Annotated in this window: 19 protein-coding genes and 1 pseudogene; 11 read left to right on the top strand and 9 right to left on the bottom strand. The window is 62.1% G+C overall.

The genetic code is table 11. The features are described 5' to 3' along the window. Window positions 1-539, bottom strand: a 539-nt coding sequence (locus ACE04I_RS08650) for a branched-chain amino acid ABC transporter permease (protein ID WP_487206983.1), incomplete at its 3' end; no start/stop codon positions are given. A 515-nt stretch (window positions 540-1054) separates the two neighbouring features. Here ACE04I_RS08650 and ACE04I_RS08645 point away from each other — a divergent pair. The 3 genes from ACE04I_RS08645 (at window position 1055) to ACE04I_RS08635 (ending at window position 2995) form a co-directional block, all read left to right on the top strand. After that, the gene (locus tag ACE04I_RS08645; RefSeq protein WP_487206982.1) at window positions 1055-2080 is read left to right on the top strand and encodes a DUF2793 domain-containing protein; all 1026 of its coding nucleotides are present in this window, start codon (window positions 1055-1057) and stop codon (window positions 2078-2080) included. Window positions 2081-2271: 191 nt separating this feature from the next. Continuing rightward, window positions 2272-2547: a CtrA inhibitor SciP gene (gene sciP, locus ACE04I_RS08640; RefSeq protein WP_018327815.1), complete on the top strand. Its 276-nt coding sequence runs from the start codon at window positions 2272-2274 to the stop codon at window positions 2545-2547. A 166-nt stretch (window positions 2548-2713) separates the two neighbouring features. Continuing rightward, complete coding sequence (locus tag ACE04I_RS08635; protein ID WP_046794528.1) at window positions 2714-2995, top strand: GNAT family N-acetyltransferase; 282 nt, start codon at window positions 2714-2716, stop codon at window positions 2993-2995. Between the two features lie 103 nt (window positions 2996-3098). Here ACE04I_RS08635 and ACE04I_RS08630 read toward each other — a convergent pair whose 3' ends face one another. Then, window positions 3099-3449, bottom strand: a complete 351-nt coding sequence (locus tag ACE04I_RS08630; protein WP_046794529.1) for a hypothetical protein — start codon at window positions 3447-3449, stop codon at window positions 3099-3101. A 422-nt stretch (window positions 3450-3871) separates the two neighbouring features. On the opposite strand from ACE04I_RS08630, the gene ctrA reads away from it, so the two are divergent. Next, entirely contained in the window at window positions 3872-4573 is a 702-nt protein-coding gene (gene ctrA / locus ACE04I_RS08625; RefSeq protein WP_046794530.1) for a response regulator transcription factor CtrA, read from the top strand. A 140-nt stretch (window positions 4574-4713) separates the two neighbouring features. Here the strand turns inward: ctrA and ACE04I_RS08620 are convergent, their stop codons facing one another. Both ACE04I_RS08620 and chpT read right to left on the bottom strand, forming a co-directional pair. Beyond that, on the bottom strand, window positions 4714-5076 hold the full coding sequence (locus ACE04I_RS08620) for a response regulator (protein ID WP_046794531.1): 363 nt from the start codon (window positions 5074-5076) through the stop codon (window positions 4714-4716). Window positions 5077-5180: 104 nt separating this feature from the next. Further along, window positions 5181-5828 (bottom strand): histidine phosphotransferase ChpT, encoded by a 648-nt coding sequence (gene chpT / locus ACE04I_RS08615; RefSeq protein ID WP_046794532.1) that lies wholly within the window; start codon window positions 5826-5828, stop codon window positions 5181-5183. A 177-nt stretch (window positions 5829-6005) separates the two neighbouring features. Here chpT and ACE04I_RS08610 point away from each other — a divergent pair, with 177 nt between their 5' ends. Continuing rightward, window positions 6006-6599 carry a DUF1134 domain-containing protein gene (locus ACE04I_RS08610; RefSeq protein ID WP_046795062.1) on the top strand — a complete coding sequence of 198 codons (594 nt, stop codon included), beginning with the start codon at window positions 6006-6008 and terminating at the stop codon, window positions 6597-6599. A gap of 106 nt (window positions 6600-6705) precedes the next feature. Beyond that, window positions 6706-7899 carry a coiled-coil domain-containing protein gene (locus ACE04I_RS08605; RefSeq protein WP_046794533.1) on the top strand — a complete coding sequence of 398 codons (1194 nt, stop codon included), beginning with the start codon at window positions 6706-6708 and terminating at the stop codon, window positions 7897-7899. A gap of 25 nt (window positions 7900-7924) precedes the next feature. Here ACE04I_RS08605 and ACE04I_RS08600 read toward each other — a convergent pair whose 3' ends face one another. Further along, complete coding sequence (locus tag ACE04I_RS08600; RefSeq protein WP_487206981.1) at window positions 7925-8767, bottom strand: TrmH family RNA methyltransferase; 843 nt, start codon at window positions 8765-8767, stop codon at window positions 7925-7927. Continuing rightward, window positions 8764-9147 carry a hypothetical protein gene (locus tag ACE04I_RS08595; RefSeq protein WP_046794535.1) on the bottom strand — a complete coding sequence of 128 codons (384 nt, stop codon included), beginning with the start codon at window positions 9145-9147 and terminating at the stop codon, window positions 8764-8766. The genes ACE04I_RS08600 and ACE04I_RS08595 overlap by 4 nt, the downstream gene beginning before the upstream one ends. Window positions 9148-9184: 37 nt before the next feature. Between ACE04I_RS08595 and ACE04I_RS08590 the strand changes: the two genes are divergently transcribed. The 5 genes from ACE04I_RS08590 to rpoH all read left to right on the top strand — a co-directional run bounded on the left by ACE04I_RS08590 (window position 9185) and on the right by rpoH (window position 12837). Then, the gene (locus tag ACE04I_RS08590) at window positions 9185-10210 is read left to right on the top strand and encodes an RluA family pseudouridine synthase (protein ID WP_046794536.1); all 1026 of its coding nucleotides are present in this window, start codon (window positions 9185-9187) and stop codon (window positions 10208-10210) included. Window positions 10211-10272: 62 nt separating this feature from the next. After that, a complete protein-coding gene (locus ACE04I_RS08585) occupies window positions 10273-11106 on the top strand; it encodes a helix-turn-helix transcriptional regulator (protein WP_046794537.1) in 834 nt (277 codons plus the stop codon). A gap of 82 nt (window positions 11107-11188) precedes the next feature. Beyond that, window positions 11189-11350: a hypothetical protein gene (locus ACE04I_RS08580; protein ID WP_170986324.1), complete on the top strand. Its 162-nt coding sequence runs from the start codon at window positions 11189-11191 to the stop codon at window positions 11348-11350. Window positions 11351-11428: 78 nt separating this feature from the next. Further along, complete coding sequence (locus ACE04I_RS08575; protein ID WP_046794538.1) at window positions 11429-11752, top strand: YjiS-like domain-containing protein; 324 nt, start codon at window positions 11429-11431, stop codon at window positions 11750-11752. A 182-nt stretch (window positions 11753-11934) separates the two neighbouring features. Next, the gene (gene rpoH, locus ACE04I_RS08570) at window positions 11935-12837 is read left to right on the top strand and encodes an RNA polymerase sigma factor RpoH (protein WP_046794539.1); all 903 of its coding nucleotides are present in this window, start codon (window positions 11935-11937) and stop codon (window positions 12835-12837) included. 74 nt (window positions 12838-12911) lie between these two features. On the opposite strand, the gene ACE04I_RS08565 is transcribed toward rpoH, so the two are convergent. From ACE04I_RS08565 to ACE04I_RS08555, 3 genes and pseudogenes are all read right to left on the bottom strand, one after another. Continuing rightward, window positions 12912-14336, bottom strand: a complete 1425-nt coding sequence (locus ACE04I_RS08565) for a PepSY-associated TM helix domain-containing protein (protein ID WP_046794540.1) — start codon at window positions 14334-14336, stop codon at window positions 12912-12914. Window positions 14337-14499: 163 nt separating this feature from the next. Further along, window positions 14500-14898, bottom strand: coding sequence for a hypothetical protein (locus tag ACE04I_RS08560; RefSeq protein WP_046794541.1), 399 nt, complete (start codon window positions 14896-14898; stop codon window positions 14500-14502). 81 nt (window positions 14899-14979) lie between these two features. Beyond that, a pseudogene (locus ACE04I_RS08555) lies at window positions 14980-15813 on the bottom strand (hypothetical protein); the annotation flags it as partial.

Below are 15813 nucleotides of genomic sequence, written 5' to 3'. Positions count from 1 at the left end.
GCGCTCGCCCGCTGGGCACGTCCCAGCGGCGTCTTGTTGACGATGTACCAGAAGGCGGCGAGCAGCACGACCGTCAGCAGGACGATGATGATCTGCTTCAGCGAAATGGTGATCGCGCCGAAATGATAGGTATCGCTGACGAGCTGCGGGATCGGCTTGTTGCGCGGTCCCTGCGTCACCTGGATGAAGTTCGACAGCACGATCGACATGCCGATGGCGGTGATCAGCGGCGCCAGCCGGAACGAACCGCGCAGCGGCCGATAGGCGACCCGCTCGATCGTCCAGTTCCAGAGCCCTGTCATCAACATACCTACGACCAGCATTACCAGAAGCAGTAACGCCACCGGAATGCCCGCGAAGAAGGATGTCAGGATCAGGAAGATGATGAGAGCGGCGAAACCGCCAAGCATGAAAATATCGCCATGGGCGAAGTTGATCATACCGATAATGCCATAAACCATCGTATAACCGATGGCGACAAGGCCGTAGATGGACCCAAGAGTCAGCCCATTAATGAGCTGCTGGATAAAATACTCCATATAGATTCCCCCGGATGCGATTCCCTGAAGGGTTGCATCTCTTTGTTCTTTGTCCCAAGCGGGTACTTAAGCTCAGGGCGGATTCCATACCGGTTTCAAAAGAAATGTGAAGACAAAAAGCCGAGAGTCGGCCGGAAATGAGCCGGTTCTTAACAATGTGACGTCGAAAAGATCAGGAATTTCAAAAATTCAGCGTTCCTTGTCCAAAAATTAGCCGCAGAAGGCGATCCGCGAAACGGAATATCGGGCTCCCGTGGCGATCGACGCCCAACAGCCCCGGCAGCGGCTCCCGAAAGCCTCCCGCGGCGCAATAAAAGCGCTGCTTCCGTCCCTCCAGCCGCATGGAAACTCCAAGAGAGCCTTCGCCGAACTTCCGAAGATTGCGGAGCATCTCGCCTCGCGGACCGGGGATGAAAATGCCGCCCGGCCTAACCTCTCCAATGGCTTAGCTTGCTCCGCCTCCCCGCCCTCGCCCGCTGGAATAGAATTGCTCCGATCGAACCGGGAGCAGAACCATGGCGGATACCACGACGAATCTCGAAATGCCCTTCATCCTGCCGGCGCAGGCGCAGAAGCATGTCACCCATAACGAGGCGCTGCTGCGGCTCGATGCTATCGTGCATCTGACGATCGCCGCAGAACTCGCCGCTCCGCCCGAGGAACCCGCCGATGGCGCCTGCTATCTGGTCGCCGCACCCGCAAGCGGCCCATGGGCGGGCAAGGAGGGACAGATTGCCGCCCGGCAGGACGACGCCTGGAATTTCATGCCGCCGCGCGAGGGATGGCGGGCTTGGTTCACGTCCTCCGAGACATTCAGGATCTTCTCCGGCGGCTCATGGCGAGACCTTTCCGCCGGCATCGAAGGGCTTGAGCAGCTCGGCATCAACGCGGCGCCCGATGCCACCAACAGGCTGGCGCTTTCCTCGCCGGCGAGCCTCTTCAATCACGCCGGCAATGGCCATCAGGTCAAGATCAACAAGGCAGCGGCAGGCGACACCGCCTCCCTTCTTTTCCAGACCAACTGGACGGGACATGCGGAAATGGGACTGGCGGGCGACAATGCCTTCTCGATCAAGGTGAGCGACGGCACCGCCTGGAGGACCGGCCTTGCGGTTTCCGAGGCCGGCCACGTTTCCAGACCGAATCAACCGACGGTCCGCGCCAGTCGCGCGGGGACGAGTTTTTCTCCGACCGCCGGCCAGGAGAGCGGTTTCACGGTGCTGACGCTCAACCAGGGAGGGTTTGCTCTGGGGGCGGCAGCGGCCGGCGGCGGCAATCGCCTGATCGTTCCGGCAACCGGCCTTTATCTCGTCGCCCTCAATGTGGCGGTACTCACCTCTTCCGGCCACACGACCAGCCTGCTTCTGAACGGTTCGCAAGTCCTCCTTTCGCTGAGCGGCGCGAGCGGCGGCGCTCAGGCGCAATCCGGCACGGGAATTTTTGCGCTCGCCGCCGGCGATTATCTGACGCTTCGGCACGCGGGAACCGCGCAACTGGAACTCGGACCGGGAAAAACGGAGCTTTCGCTGGCGATGGCCTGAAATTCGGACCGGCATTCGAAGCGGATTGCGGGACTGCGGCGGCATGCAACGCAGGCGGCAGTTTCAAAATGCGCTCTACTTCGGGACGATTATTTTCCCTCTAGGTAGAAAACGGCCATCACATTTAGTCAAATCTTAAAACTGCGGGCCTAGGCTGCCCGCCGTGGTCTTGTGTTTGTGTAGAGAGTCCCATGACCGAAATGATCCGACCCCGAGTAAAATATGTCATCGGCCCCGATGGCAGCCCGTTGACCATTGCCGATCTTCCGCCGGCCAATACGCGCCGCTGGGTTATCCGGCGAAAGGCCGAAGTGGTTGCAGCGGTTCGCGGTGGCCTGTTGAGCTTGGAAGAAGCCTGCGAGCGTTACACGCTCACCGTCGAGGAATTCCTCTCCTGGCAATCATCCATCAACGACCATGGCCTTGCCGGCCTCAGAACGACGCGCATCCAGCAATATCGCCACTAGCCGCGATATCAGCGCCAACGATTTGAAAAGGTGCCGTTTGCCAATGCAACGGCACCTTTCGTTTTGCCGACCGTTCCGCTTCCATTGACATAGCGTCCGCCCTCCCGGCTATTCCCCCGGGACTCGCCCTCTGCTTAGATCGGCGCAGAAACAGGAGCAGACACGAATGGATATCAGGAACGAAGAAAGCAAATCGGGCGGGCGATATCTGGCCGTAATCGAAGGTCACGAGGGCGAGATGACCTATTCGCGAACCTCCCCCGAGCTCATCATCATCGATCACACCGGCGTTCCGGATGCTCTTCGCGGCAAGGGTGTCGGCCAGGCTCTGGCCGTTCATGCGGTGGAGGACGCGCGCCGCGGCGGCTGGAAGATCATTCCGCTCTGCCCCTTCTTCCGCGCGCAGGTCGAACGCCATCCCGAATGGCGCGACGTCATCAAAGGCTGAATTAGGCTCGCCGAACAGGCCTGACGAACGCTGCGGGCAACGGAAAATGAAGCACGGGCCACCGGCCCGCCCCTCATGATAGCCCCGCAATTTCCGGCTTCGTTCAGGCGCGGACGCGCATCGTCCCGTCGCGTTCCTCCAGCGCCGAAGCCTTGGCAAATTCCGCCTGGGCTTCCTCGAGCGACATTTCGGCGCTCTCCTGCTGGGCTCTCAACTCGCGGATCGAGACCTGAAGATTATCCGCACGCTGCCGGGCGGCCTTTGCAAAGGTCGGATAGGCGAAGTGATTCGGATCGGCGATGCCGGATTTCTTCTCTTCCAGAGTGATCTGGTGTTCGAGCTCCTTAGCCATCCGCTCGAATTCGGCCATCATCAGTTGCAACTGCTGCAACTGCCGGCGTTTTTCGTTAACCTGAAATTCCTTCAGGCGAACAAGGCTGTCACGCGACTTCATACGCAATACTCCGTGGATAGCGAGACCCCGGCCCGTATACCCGGCGTGTTACACTCCGGGCCAAAAAACTTCCGCGACGTTAATAAAATCTAGGCCGCATTAACTTTTCATTTACGGGCATCATTAATGATAAGCCCGATCATTTAAGGGTAGGTAAATACCAAGGTCGATTTCGACGCGGCAATGTGCGAGTCGCTTGAATCAGTTAGCGGAGTTTCCTCATCCGCTAGTTCAAGTCTGGTGATGACCAATCCTCAAAAGAAAACAGGCTACTACTAATTTTGTTTAATGAACTGATACACCTTGCCAGAGTGAATCAGAATTTGTTAACCATTTAGTGGCAGCTTCCAAATCAGGCACAGTCTGGATCCGTGACGCGTAGGGGGCCAAGATTTACCTAGGCGGCGGTAAAGGGGATAAATATGCGGGTTCTACTCATCGAAGATGACAGCGCGACAGCGCAGAGCATCGAGCTGATGCTGAAATCGGAAAGCTTCAACGTTTACACCACCGATCTCGGTGAAGAGGGCGTCGATCTCGGCAAACTCTACGACTACGACATCATTCTTCTCGACCTCAACCTGCCTGACATGTCGGGCTATGAAGTGCTCCGCACGCTGCGGCTCTCCAAGGTCAAGACGCCGATCCTCATCCTCTCCGGCATGGCGGGCATCGAGGACAAGGTTCGCGGCCTCGGTTTCGGCGCCGACGACTACATGACGAAGCCCTTCCACAAGGATGAGCTGGTCGCCCGCATCCATGCGATCGTCCGCCGTTCCAAGGGCCATGCCCAGTCGATCATCATCACCGGCGAACTGATCGTGAACCTCGACGCCAAAACCGTCGAAGTTGGCGGCCAGCGCGTTCACCTGACGGGCAAGGAATACCAGATGCTGGAGCTGCTTTCGCTCCGCAAGGGCACCACGCTCACCAAGGAAATGTTCCTGAACCACCTTTACGGCGGCATGGACGAGCCGGAACTGAAGATCATCGACGTCTTCATCTGCAAGCTGCGCAAGAAACTCGCCAATGCGGCCGGCGGCGCGAACTACATCGAAACCGTCTGGGGTCGCGGCTATGTGCTGCGCGAGCCGGATGGCGCCGAATACGCCGAAACAGCCTGAAAACTGCGCCTTCCCCTTTTCGAAGCGCCTGTGCGAAAACCCTTCGCGCAGGCGTTTTGCTTTATGGATGCCCGCGCCATTCCGCGAGGAAGTCCTGAAACCGCGGCGCTGGCAGTCAGAAATGGCTGAAAATCTTTGGATCAAGCGGCCGCCGAAAGGCCGGAAAAGACCGAAGTCAGGATCTTGCGGTCGAAGGGCTTCAGCAGAAAATCGTCCGCCCCGGCGCGTTTCCCGATCATCATCTTCTTCAAGTCCGCTTCGATGACGCAATAGAAGATGCGGACATTCTTGCCGTTCGGCATGGCGCGAATGGCGGCAATGAGATCGACAGCCTCTTCGAGCGCCGAATCGACGATGAGGAAGGCGGGAAGTTCGGTCTGGCAGCCGAGGATAGCTTCACGCGCGCTGCCCGCTTCGGCGACGAGAAACCCGAGTTCCGAAAGGATGCGCTTGCCGACCTTGCGAACGATGTCTGAGCTGTCGGCAATCATCAAACGCTGCATCGCGATCCCCCTGACGACCCGCCTCCGGCAAATGGAAGCGAGCCCTCAATCATTAACGGGTTGCAGCTAACGAATCGTTACGCGGCAATCGCGAATCGGCGTTTTCACGCGACCGCCGCTTCGGCGATGAAGACGATCTTTTCGTCGGTCACGACATGCTTGAGATCCATGCCGCATTCTTCCGCCAGGAGTACGGTATAGTAAGGCTGGATCGAGTGGGCGTCGATCGCCTCCTCCAGGGTCCCGGAGAGGATTTCGGTGAATTTCGACGGCACCCGCATCATCCGCCCCTTCACGGTAATCGTGAACCTGGCGTCATATTCCGGGTTTTCGAGCACCACCTCCACCGAGCCGCCACGCGGGATGCCGGCATAGGCGACGAGGAAGAGGTTGAGCAGCAGCTTGACACGGTTCTTGGCGATGATCGCGCGCGGACCGCTCCAGCTGACCTCGGTCTTCCTTTCGGCGCTGGCGAAATCCTTGGCGGCTTTTTCCGCCTCGCCCGTATCGATCGAGGCGCCGACCGATCCGGAGGCCCCGAAGGCGAGCCGTGCGAATTTGAGACGGACGGAGGCGTTGTTGGCGGAAGTGCGGATGAGGTCCAGCGCATCGCCGTCGGCGGCGCCCTCGTCGAGCAGTTCCAGGCCGTTGTTGATCGCGCCGACCGGCGAAATCACGTCATGACACACCCGGCTGCACAGGAGAGCCGCAAGATCCGGCCCGCTGAGGGTGAGATTTGGATTCTTCGGCATGTTTTTCTCCTGTCTGGGGTTCGCTGTGCCATCTGGCCATGTCAAGGTTGCGTGGAGATGGTGCCGTGATATGAGCCACAATGACACCATATTTGGTAAACCGATTATTAAGGCCAACCAAGCAAAATGGGTATGCCGATGATCGGCGCCTGTACGACACAATCGACGGATCCGACGATGCGCTTGCTTCAAATCTCCGCCCTCACCCGCCTCCTGACCACTCTCGTTGCCGTAACGGCGGCGGCATGGCTCACGGTCCAGCCGGCCCGAGCGCAGGCACAGAACGATAGCCAGTACTCGGCGCAGGAGATCGTTGACGCCGGCCACGGCTTCTTCGGCTCCACCAGCGGCGGGCTTGCGAAGGTCGTCGAGAATGCCTTTCAGAAATACGGCCTCCCGAACGGTTATATCCTCGGGCAGGAAGGCTCGGGCGCCTTCATCGCCGGGCTCACCTATGGCGAAGGCGAACTCTATACCAAGAATGCCGGCCAGCATCCGGTCTTCTGGCAGGGCCCGTCGCTCGGCATCGATTACGGCGGACAGGGCACCCGCGCCATGATGCTCGTCTATGACCTGCCTTCGGTCGACAGCCTCTACGCCCGGTTCGGCGGCGTTTCCGGCTCCGCCTTCGTGGTCGCCGGCGTCGGCATGACGGTGCTGCGCAACAACAATGTCCTGCTGGTGCCGATCCGCACCGGCCTCGGCGCCCGCCTCGGCGTCAATGTCGGATATCTGAAGCTGACCCGCTCTCCGACTTGGAACCCTTTCTGAGCCTGGCGATTATTCCTGTCCCCCTGCAAGCGATGCTTGCCGGGCGACGCGCCCCATGTTTTAACGGAGGCAAAGACCTCCTATACGGTTTCAGCTTGGCTCTGACGTGATCGAATTCGCTCTCCTGTTCGGCCTGGGTTTCCTGAGCGCAACGCTTCTGGCGATGCTGATCGCGCCGGCCATCCATGGCCGCATCGTCCGCTATACCGAGAACCGGCTGAAGGCGACGCTGCCGATCAGCCCGCAGGAAGTGCGCGCCCAGCGCGACATGGCGCGAGCCGTCTATGCCGCCGAGAATGCCCGCACGAAGCAGGAGCTGACGCAGGAGCGCGACAGGCTGACCGCCCTGCAACTTCGCTACGACGCGCTCGCCGAGGAGGCCAAGCGCCTGCACGGCGAGAACCACGACCTGCACATGCAGATCAACGATCTGGACGTCGAAGCCGCCGAGGCCCGATCGAAGCTGCGCCACGAAGAGAGCCATATTCAGCAGTTGAAGGCGGCAATGGACGGAGCGGAGGAGGCAGGCATCGGCAAGGAACTGGAGATCGAAACGCTTCACAAGCGGGTGGCGAAGCTTGCGGCCGATGCCGACAATCTGAAGATCGATCTTTCCACCCGTGATACCGAGGTTGAAAACCTCAAGTTCCGGATAAACGCGCTGCGCGAGGAGCGCGACACGCTGCGAAACGACGTGAAGCTCCAGACCAACCGGGCCAAGGATGCCGAAACGCGGCTCGCTCAGGAGGAAAGCCGGTCGATGCGACTGGACGACAAGCTCGCCCGCGAGATTTCCGAACGCACCGACAAGGAAAATGCTCTGGAGCGTCGTTCCCAGGAAATCATCCGCCTTCGCGAAAAGGTGAAGGCGGCCAATGCCGAAGCACGCGAGGCAAACCGTGCATTGCGCGACGCTCCGCTGAAGCCGGGAAAGACGCCTGCTCCGAAGCGCAAGACCAGCGAGGACCGGACAATGGAAACCTCCTTCCAACCCTTGATCGCAAGGCTGCAGGACGGCGAACTCGATCCGGCAACCGCAGCGCTTGCGGAAGATGTCCGCAACCATGCCACGGCCGTGTCCGAACGATTGCTGAATGCAGCCTCCGGCGGCAACGACGAAGCGCTGCGGGAGGAGATCGCCTCGATCGCCGCCGACATGGTTGCGCTGACCGCCGATGTCGAAGGCTCCGCTTCGCCGATCCACCCCATTCTTTCCGGCAAGTCTGGCTCCGGCAAGAAGGACCGCCGGAGCCTCGCGGCCAGAGCGAAGGAAAAGCTCGAAAGCCTGCACGGCAACTGATGCCCAGCGGTTTCGGGGCAGTCCGCTAAAGCCGGCTCTGCGCCATTGCGATCTCGTAGAGCGCGATCCCGGTCGCCGTCGCTGCGTTGAGGCTGTCGAGCCCGGGCGCCTGTGCAATCCGGGCGGTCCGTACCCTGGAGAGGATTTCGGGTGGCAGTCCTTCTCCCTCGGTACCCGTTATCAGCGCCATGCGATCGGCCGCGGCAATCGACCGGATCTCCGCCTCGCCTGCCGGCGAAAGCCCCCAGACGGAAAATTCCCGCTCCATCAGCGCGCCGATGATATCGATCGCCGATCCGCCGCGCGCATAGGGCACCGAAAGCACCGAGCCCACCGAGACCCGCAGCGCCTTGCGATAGAGCGGATCGCATGAGGTGGCGTCGAGCAGCACCGCATCCGCGCCGAAAGCGGCGGCGTTGCGGAAGATCGACCCGACATTGTCATGGTTGGAGATGCCGAAGGCCGCGACGACGAGCGCCTTCTGCGGAAGATCGAGGATCAGTTCCCGCGCGGTCCTGTCCTCTCCGCGCCGCCCGAGCGCCAGCACGCCGCGATGCAGGTGAAAGCCCGCGATCGCATCGAGAACGGCGGCGGAGGCCACGAAGACCGGCACGTCTTCCGGAAACTCCACTAGTAGCTCCTCGACGCCCTGCACCCGGTTCTCGAGGAGCAGTATCTTTTCGGCGCTGAAGCCTCGTCTCGCCCCATGGGCGGCGGCGAGCATCCGCAGCACCACGGTGCCCTCGGCGATGAAGCGCCCTTCCCGTCCGGTCAGGTCGCGTTCGCGGATATGCCGGAACTCCGCGATGCGCGGATCGTCCGGATCATCGATCCGGATCGGTGGCGATGTCCGCCGTCCCCGTGTCACGGAGCCGCGCCGACCGTCACATCGGCGACGATGCGGCCGACCGAGAGGTCGAAGACGAAAGCCTTGCGCTCGCTCCCGAGCGATCCGTAGAAGAGGATCTGGCTGCCGGAAAGCGACGTCGACTCCACCGCGAAGCCGGCCGGAAGCGCGGCTGTCGCGGCAAGCGGCTGATCGGCCGGGACAGCAAAGCCGCCGCTGGCGGCAACCGGAGCCTCTTCCGAGGTCTGCGACACCTTGTAGACAACGGCAGCGAGGACGGCCATAAAGCAGACAAACATGATGCCGCCCGAAACCAGTTGCAGAAGCACCATTTTCCGGCGGATTCTCTCCATTGCCGGATCAAGCGGCTCTTCCTGTTCCTCGATATCGGGTTGTGACATGGGGGGTCCTTGTGCCGGAACTGCATCGGGTAAATGAATGAACGACCCCTTTAAACAAGGCGAGCCGCCAAGGAAAGTCCTGAAAGCAGCAGACGAAGCCGAAGGCCGCCTCGACGCCTGGCTGACCGGCGTGCTGGAGGGGGAGTTTTCTCGCAGCCGGATAAAGGCGCTGATCGAGCAGGGAGCGGTCTACCTGAACGGGAAGGCCTGCATCGAGCCGAAGAAGAAGATCGCCCCCGGCGACACGGTCGAGATCGCGCTTCCCGAGCCGGAAGACCCGAAACCGAAGGGCGAGGACATACCGCTCGAGGTGCTCCACGAGGATGACGACCTGATCGTCATCGCCAAACCCGCCGGTTTGGTCGTCCATCCCGGAGCCGGCAATTGGACCGGTACGCTCGTGAATGCCCTGATCCATCATTGCGGGGCAAGCCTTTCCGGCATCGGCGGCGTGAGGCGGCCGGGCATCGTCCACCGTCTCGACAAGGATACGAGCGGCGTCATGGTCGTCGCCAAGAACGACATCGCCCATCGCCACCTTGCCGACCAGTTCGCCGACCACGGCCGCACGGGTTCGCTGGAGCGGGCCTATCAGGCGATCGTATGGGGCCGTCCGGGACAGCTCCACGGTACGATCGACGCTCCGCTCGGCCGGGCGACGGGCGACCGCACCAAGCGGGCGGTCAAACGCGAGGACAGCGAGGACGCCCGCGAGGCGGTGACGCATTACGAGGTCGTCGAACGCTTCCATGAGAAGCCGGATGCGACCGCGCTCGCCTCGCTGGTGGAGTGCCGGCTGGAAACCGGAAGGACCCACCAGATCAGGGTCCACATGGCCCATATCGGCCATCCCCTCGTCGGCGATCCCGATTACAGCGCCGGCTTCCGCACCAAGGCCAACCTTCTGCCCGAACCGGCAAAGAGCGTAGTCGGCCGATTTCCGCGTCAGGCGCTGCATGCCTTCCTGCTCGCCTTCGAACATCCCCGCACCGGCGAAGTGATGGAGTTCGAGGCCCCCATGCCGAACGACATGCTGGAGCTGGTGGAAGCCTTCCGGACATAAACGGGTGGCAGGTGGGCTTGAGCAGGCGTATAAAGCACCTGCCCAACCTCCCGGAACATTCCATGAGCCAGTTTACGGTCACGAAACTTCTCTGTACGGAACTGGTCAGCGTCCGCGATGTGGTATGCAGCGGCGAATGCCGGCATAGAAGCGACGAGGAATGCGCGCATGCCACAAGCCTCGTCTTTCCCTATCGCGGCGTCTTCCTGCGCCATGTCGGCCGCGACGACGCGGTTGCCGAGGCGAACCAGGCGCTGTTCTTCAACCGTGACGAGGGTTACCGCATCAGCCATCCGGTCGAAGGCGGCGATGCCTGCCTCAGCGTGGATGTGCCGGAAGAAATGCTGGAAGAGCTCGTTCCGCAAACGCACCGCAATCCCAAGGGCTCGTACTTCGTCTTTAACAAGCAGCGTTTGAGGATCGATGCCCGCGCCCAGGCGCTGGTCGCGCTGCTGCGCCATAGCCTGAGCCGCGGCAGCGCCGAGACACTCGAAGGCGAAACCCTTGCCATGACCCTGATCCGCCGGGCGGTCGGGGAGCGCACGGCGCATGCCGCCGCCTCCAGCATCGGCCGCCAGAAGCTGGTGGACCGGGCTAAACTTGCCCTCGCCTCCGATCTGGCGCGGCGCTGGACGCTGGCCGAGATCGCCGGGGAGACCGGCGTTTCGCCCGTCTATCTCACCCAGGCTTTCCAGCAGGTGGAGGGCACGCCGCTCTATCGCTATCAGCTCCGGCTGCGGCTCGCCCGCGCGCTCGATCTGCTCGGCAGCTATGACGACCTGACCCGGCTCGGGCTCGATCTCGGCTTTTCCAGCCACAGCCACTTCTCCGCCGCCTTCCGTCAGGCCTATGGCCGCACGCCGGCGGAGTTCCAGCGCTTCGCCGGCCTGCGATAAAATCGCTAAAGAATCTGACAGCGCCGCCTATCCCAAAAGTGCTTTCCTTCTCCTGCAATCATTCATTCGGGAGATGAGACCCATGAAAGCGAACACCTGTGCCGCCTGCGACTGCGAACTCGACGAGACGCGGATTGCCGTGAAGATCGGCGGCAAGACGGTCGAAGTCTGCTGCGAGGAATGCGCCGAGGCGCTGAGAGAAGCCGAAGCCGCGACCCGCACTGCCCTAGCATCTCGAAAGTAACGAGCCTCCTCACCAAGGCCCCTAAGCACCCGATGATGTCGGCTTCCGCAAAGCCGGCATCTTTTCCGGAGAACCACGATGAAAAACGAAGCGCCAACGGTCCTGGACCGGGGGTCGGAAAAGCACGACCTCATTCTTGAACTTCCGCTCCCTCCAGCTCCGCGAGCTGAAGAGGCGGAGGCATTCACAAGCGCTCCCGAACCGCATCGCCGGCTCGGCTTGCTGCTCCATCTTTTCGCCTTCCTCGCGCGCAGGCTTCGCCGACGCCGCACCCGGCTGGCGCTCCTGGAATTGACGGAGGATCAGTTGAAGGATATTGGTCTTTCCAGAAGTGAAACATATGGCGGATACAGCCGTTACCGGCGTGGCGCCTCCCACGCTCTGGAGCGCAAAATTCCATGAGCCTACATTACCAAACTGTAATGGTATAACGCTTCTGTGAACACTTGAATCACCGTTTTGCCCTACTTATTTGTTAGCTGGGTTGGTGCGGGGTCGGAAATGACCCGCATCCGCGGCTTGCCTTCGGCCGTTGGGCTAAATCCAAGAGGGAGCCGGAAAATACGATCACAAGGGGGTGCTCTATGGCCCGCAATACATTGCCGTCCATTACCGCCGGCGAAGCCGGTCTCAATCGATATCTCGACGAAATCCGCAAGTTCCCGATGCTGGAACCGCAGCAGGAATACATGCTCGCGAAACGCTATGCCGAACATGGTGATCGCGACGCGGCCCACAAGCTCGTGACCAGCCACCTGCGTCTCGTGGCGAAGATCGCCATGGGCTATCGCGGCTACGGTCTGCCGATCGGTGAAGTCGTCTCGGAAGGAAATGTCGGTCTCATGCAGGCCGTCAAGAAGTTCGATCCGGAGCGTGGCTTCCGCCTGGCTACCTATGCCATGTGGTGGATCAAGGCTTCCATCCAGGAATATATCTTGCGGTCCTGGTCGCTCGTGAAGATGGGCACGACCGCCAACCAGAAGCGCCTGTTCTTCAACCTGCGCCGGCTGAAGGGCCGCATCCAGGCGATCGATGACGGCGATCTGAAGCCGGAGCACGTCAAGGAGATCGCCACGAAGCTGAACGTCTCCGAAGAGGAAGTGGTTTCCATGAACCGCCGCCTTTCCGGCGATGCCTCGCTGAACGCGCCGATCCGCGCCGCCGAAGGTGAAGCCGGCCAGTGGCAGGATTGGCTGGTGGACGAACAGGACAGCCAGGAAGAAGTGCTGATCGAGCAGGACGAGCTCGACACTCGCCGCCGCATGCTCTCCAAGGCGATGAGCGTGCTGAACGAGCGCGAGCGCCGCATCTTCGAGGCTCGCCGCCTTGCCGACGATCCGGTGACGCTGGAAGAGCTTTCGTCCGAGTTTGACATCAGCCGCGAGCGCGTGCGCCAGATCGAGGTCCGCGCCTTCGAAAAGGTGCAGGAAGCCGTCCGCAAGGAAGCGCTCGCCCAAGCGCAGGCTCTGCGCGTCGTCGACGCCTGAGCCCATCCAAAACTGAACGTGAAAAAGGGCTGCCGAGGCAGCCCTTTTTTCTTTGCGCGCAAAAGACCCGGCAATTACTCTGCCGGAGCCTTGACGCCGCCACTCGCGCCCTTTCGGCTCGAGAGCCTCCATCGGACGATATCCACGGCCAGAAACGCCATCAGGCTTGCGCCCATAACCGGCAGCGCCCAACCGAGCGCGACGGCCACGAGGATCACGCCGACCTTCGCCGGCAGGGAAAGATAGCACCACGCGCGGATAAGTGTGCGCGGCACGGCGCCGGGAGCCGGTCTCCTCGTCCACCAGATCCGGTAGCCGTAGACGATCATCACGATCAGCGCGGTGCCGAGCGCTGCCATGACGATCTGGTTCGCCACGCCGAAGAGTATGCCCATATGGGCATCGATCCCCCAGCGGATCAGTTTCGCCACGATCGGAAAGGTCTCGAAATCCGCCCGGCTGGTCACCTGAAGAGTTTGCGGATCGATGGCTATCGTATCCACCTGGGTCGGCCATTGCCGATCATATTCGCGCACCAGCCAGGCCTGACCGTCGGCTCGCGGCGGGCGAAGTTCGAGCATGCCGGAATCGATGCCGGCCTCCCGCGAGACGGCCAGAATCCGATCGAGCTGCGCCACCGGATCGACTGCCGCCTCCTGCATGGCCATATGACCATGCCCTTCCCCGCCGCCGTGATGGGCATGGTCTCCCTGCGGGGCCGCGGGGGAAGTACCGCCGAGCGCCAGCGAGACCGAGGGCGTGACCCAGCCGACCTCGGACCGGAACTGGTCGATGCGGTCTCCCGCCCAGCGGGACCAGGTCAGTCCCGTCGCCGAAAGGAACAGAAGCCCCACCGCGATCCAGAGGCCGATCAGGCTGTGGAGACGGCGCATGGCGAAGGCTTTGCGCGCCTTTTCTGCTGCGGGCCGGACGGCCTTGCGCCGCCAGAACCAGAGGAAAACGCCACCGAGCACGGCCAGCCACAGCCAGGAGGCGGCAAGCTCGCTGTAATAACGGCCGGGTTCGCCGAGAAGCAGGTTGCGGTGGAGATAGTCGAGCGTCGTGCGGAACGGCAGAACACCGCTGGTGCCGTAGACCACCAGGTCTCCCTGGATCTTCAAGGAGGCCGGATCGACAAAGATCGCCCGGCTTTCGGATTCGCCGAGACCGGGCTCGCTGAACATCACCTGCGTTGTCATGCCCTCTTGCGGCGCCGGGCGGATCGCGAAAAGCCTCGGCCCCTCGCCTATGAACGCGCGCGCCGCCTCAGCCTGCGCGGCAAGCGGCTGAGGGCTGCCTGCCGTCGCTGCGTAAAGCTGGTCGCGATAGAGCCAGGTTTCGATCTGCGGCGTCACGACATAGAGCACGCCGGAAAGTGCTGCGCCGAGAATGAAGGGGCCGACGAAAAGTCCGACATAGAAATGCAGCCTCAGGATGAAGAGCTTCATCGCTCCCTCCTGATCGCGGGCTTCGGAACGCGGGCTCGCATCAATAGCCATGCCGCCCTCCTCCCGGAATGGCTTGCCCGAAAACCGGACAAGGAGGTGAAACGGTCAAGGCGACGCGCAGCGAAACGAGCCGCGCCTGCGGAAGGCTGAACATGGTTTTCTCCAGGGACGTATGGGGCGGCGTGCGCTTCACGCCGGATCGAGCGGTCGAACGTCAGATGGAGAATGGCGGAGGAGCGCGCGCCTCCCCCGTCAGCCCGAGGGCGCGCGGAGCGAGGTCGGCAAAAACTGTCTCGAAGGAATGGTGTGCCGCATGCGGCCGGTAATTATTGAGGACGAAGCTTTCCGGCGGAAAGCCATGCCCGATCGTGCATGCGATCTGACACGCCGCGGAGCAGCAATCCGGCCATGAAGCATCGGGAGAATGCTTTTGCGGCAGCGTCTCCGTGCCGTGCGTGGCGCAGATGACGAGCACCGGATCGGTTTCAGCCGATGCCATCGAGGCCTGCGCATAGGCGCCGATCGCGCCCTGCATCGTGAGCATGACGACGATCAGCGCGGCGAGAACCCCGCCGCTCATTGCATCGCCGATGATCCGCCTGATGTCGCGCATGGCTTCACATGCCCCGGCAAGCCGCCGCTTGTCACTGCGGCACGTTGACCTTCAACGCGCCGCAGTGGAATTAAGCTCGCATCACTGGCTGCTGGCGGAGTTCCCGAGCGCGGCCCATTCGCGGATCGCCTCGTTGAACGCCTGCACGCCTGCCGGCCCCTTCTGCAGGGTAAGCAAGGCGCGGCGGCCATTCCGGTAAGCCAGCGGGATGTCCATCCAGTCGCGGCTGCGCAGCAGCTCGAGATTGGTGGCCCGCGCATCCGGGAAATCGTTGAGCGCGATCATGTGGAAATCGTCGGTGATCTTCGCCGGAACGGCGATCAGCGCGTTGCCCCGATCCTGCTCGGTCTGCTTCATCGCGATGCGCTGTACGCTGTCGATCGCCCCGCCCTCGAAATCCGGCGGAACCGAGAAGACGATTTCGATCAGATGGCTTGCCGGCAGCGACGGGTCGGCATTGCGCTTGACGGTGAGAAGCGCGGTCAGCCCACGGCCGGGTACGGCGATGCGCCCCTGCACCACCGGCTCCTGCGCGCCGTTCTCGCCCGGTTCGCGCTGGAGGGACCAGGAAACCGCTCCCTCGATCGCGGTCGGAGCCGTCTGGCCGAGACGCTCCTCGTAGAGGAACATCTTCTCGCCCGCCAGCGCCGGCGCATCCGACGGATTGGCGGTCGGAGCGGGCTGATCGCCAGCGGCTTCGGCGCCTTGCTCGCTCGTGGCAGCAGGCGTCGTTCCCTGAGCGGGTGTATCGGAAGCGGCAGGCGCCGGCGGTGAATTCAGCGAAGCGACGGACTGGCCTTCGGCACCGCTTGCAGGCGCGCCGCCTGGTCCTTCATCCACTTCCGAACCGTCCGGCAGCAGACGCTGCGTGAACTTGCTGCCAGCGACCGATCCGTCGTCCGGTGTCGGGGCCCC

The sequence above is a fragment of the Rhizobium moroccans genome, assembly GCF_057559155.1.
Note: the sequence above shows the minus strand (reverse complement) of the source record. Positions and strands in the feature narration are given on the sequence as shown.

Bases quoted from the DNA above. Each gene is read 5' to 3' on its own strand.
- ACE04I_RS08645 (WP_487206982.1), top strand. From the start codon at position 1,055: ATGGCGGATACCACGACGAATCTCGAAATGCCCTTCATCCTGCCGGCG.
- sciP (WP_018327815.1), top strand. From the start codon at position 2,272: ATGACCGAAATGATCCGACCCCGAGTAAAATATGTCATCGGCCCCGAT.
- ACE04I_RS08635 (WP_046794528.1), top strand. From the start codon at position 2,714: ATGGATATCAGGAACGAAGAAAGCAAATCGGGCGGGCGATATCTGGCC.
- ACE04I_RS08630 (WP_046794529.1), bottom strand. From the start codon at position 3,449: ATGAAGTCGCGTGACAGCCTTGTTCGCCTGAAGGAATTTCAGGTTAAC.
- ctrA (WP_046794530.1), top strand. From the start codon at position 3,872: ATGCGGGTTCTACTCATCGAAGATGACAGCGCGACAGCGCAGAGCATC.
- ACE04I_RS08620 (WP_046794531.1), bottom strand. From the start codon at position 5,076: ATGCAGCGTTTGATGATTGCCGACAGCTCAGACATCGTTCGCAAGGTC.
- chpT (WP_046794532.1), bottom strand. From the start codon at position 5,828: ATGCCGAAGAATCCAAATCTCACCCTCAGCGGGCCGGATCTTGCGGCT.
- ACE04I_RS08610 (WP_046795062.1), top strand. From the start codon at position 6,006: ATGCGCTTGCTTCAAATCTCCGCCCTCACCCGCCTCCTGACCACTCTC.
- ACE04I_RS08595 (WP_046794535.1), bottom strand. From the start codon at position 9,147: ATGTCACAACCCGATATCGAGGAACAGGAAGAGCCGCTTGATCCGGCA.
- ACE04I_RS08590 (WP_046794536.1), top strand. From the start codon at position 9,185: ATGAACGACCCCTTTAAACAAGGCGAGCCGCCAAGGAAAGTCCTGAAA.
- ACE04I_RS08585 (WP_046794537.1), top strand. From the start codon at position 10,273: ATGAGCCAGTTTACGGTCACGAAACTTCTCTGTACGGAACTGGTCAGC.
- ACE04I_RS08580 (WP_170986324.1), top strand. From the start codon at position 11,189: ATGAAAGCGAACACCTGTGCCGCCTGCGACTGCGAACTCGACGAGACG.
- ACE04I_RS08575 (WP_046794538.1), top strand. From the start codon at position 11,429: ATGAAAAACGAAGCGCCAACGGTCCTGGACCGGGGGTCGGAAAAGCAC.
- rpoH (WP_046794539.1), top strand. From the start codon at position 11,935: ATGGCCCGCAATACATTGCCGTCCATTACCGCCGGCGAAGCCGGTCTC.
- ACE04I_RS08565 (WP_046794540.1), bottom strand. From the start codon at position 14,336: ATGGCTATTGATGCGAGCCCGCGTTCCGAAGCCCGCGATCAGGAGGGA.
- ACE04I_RS08560 (WP_046794541.1), bottom strand. From the start codon at position 14,898: ATGCGCGACATCAGGCGGATCATCGGCGATGCAATGAGCGGCGGGGTT.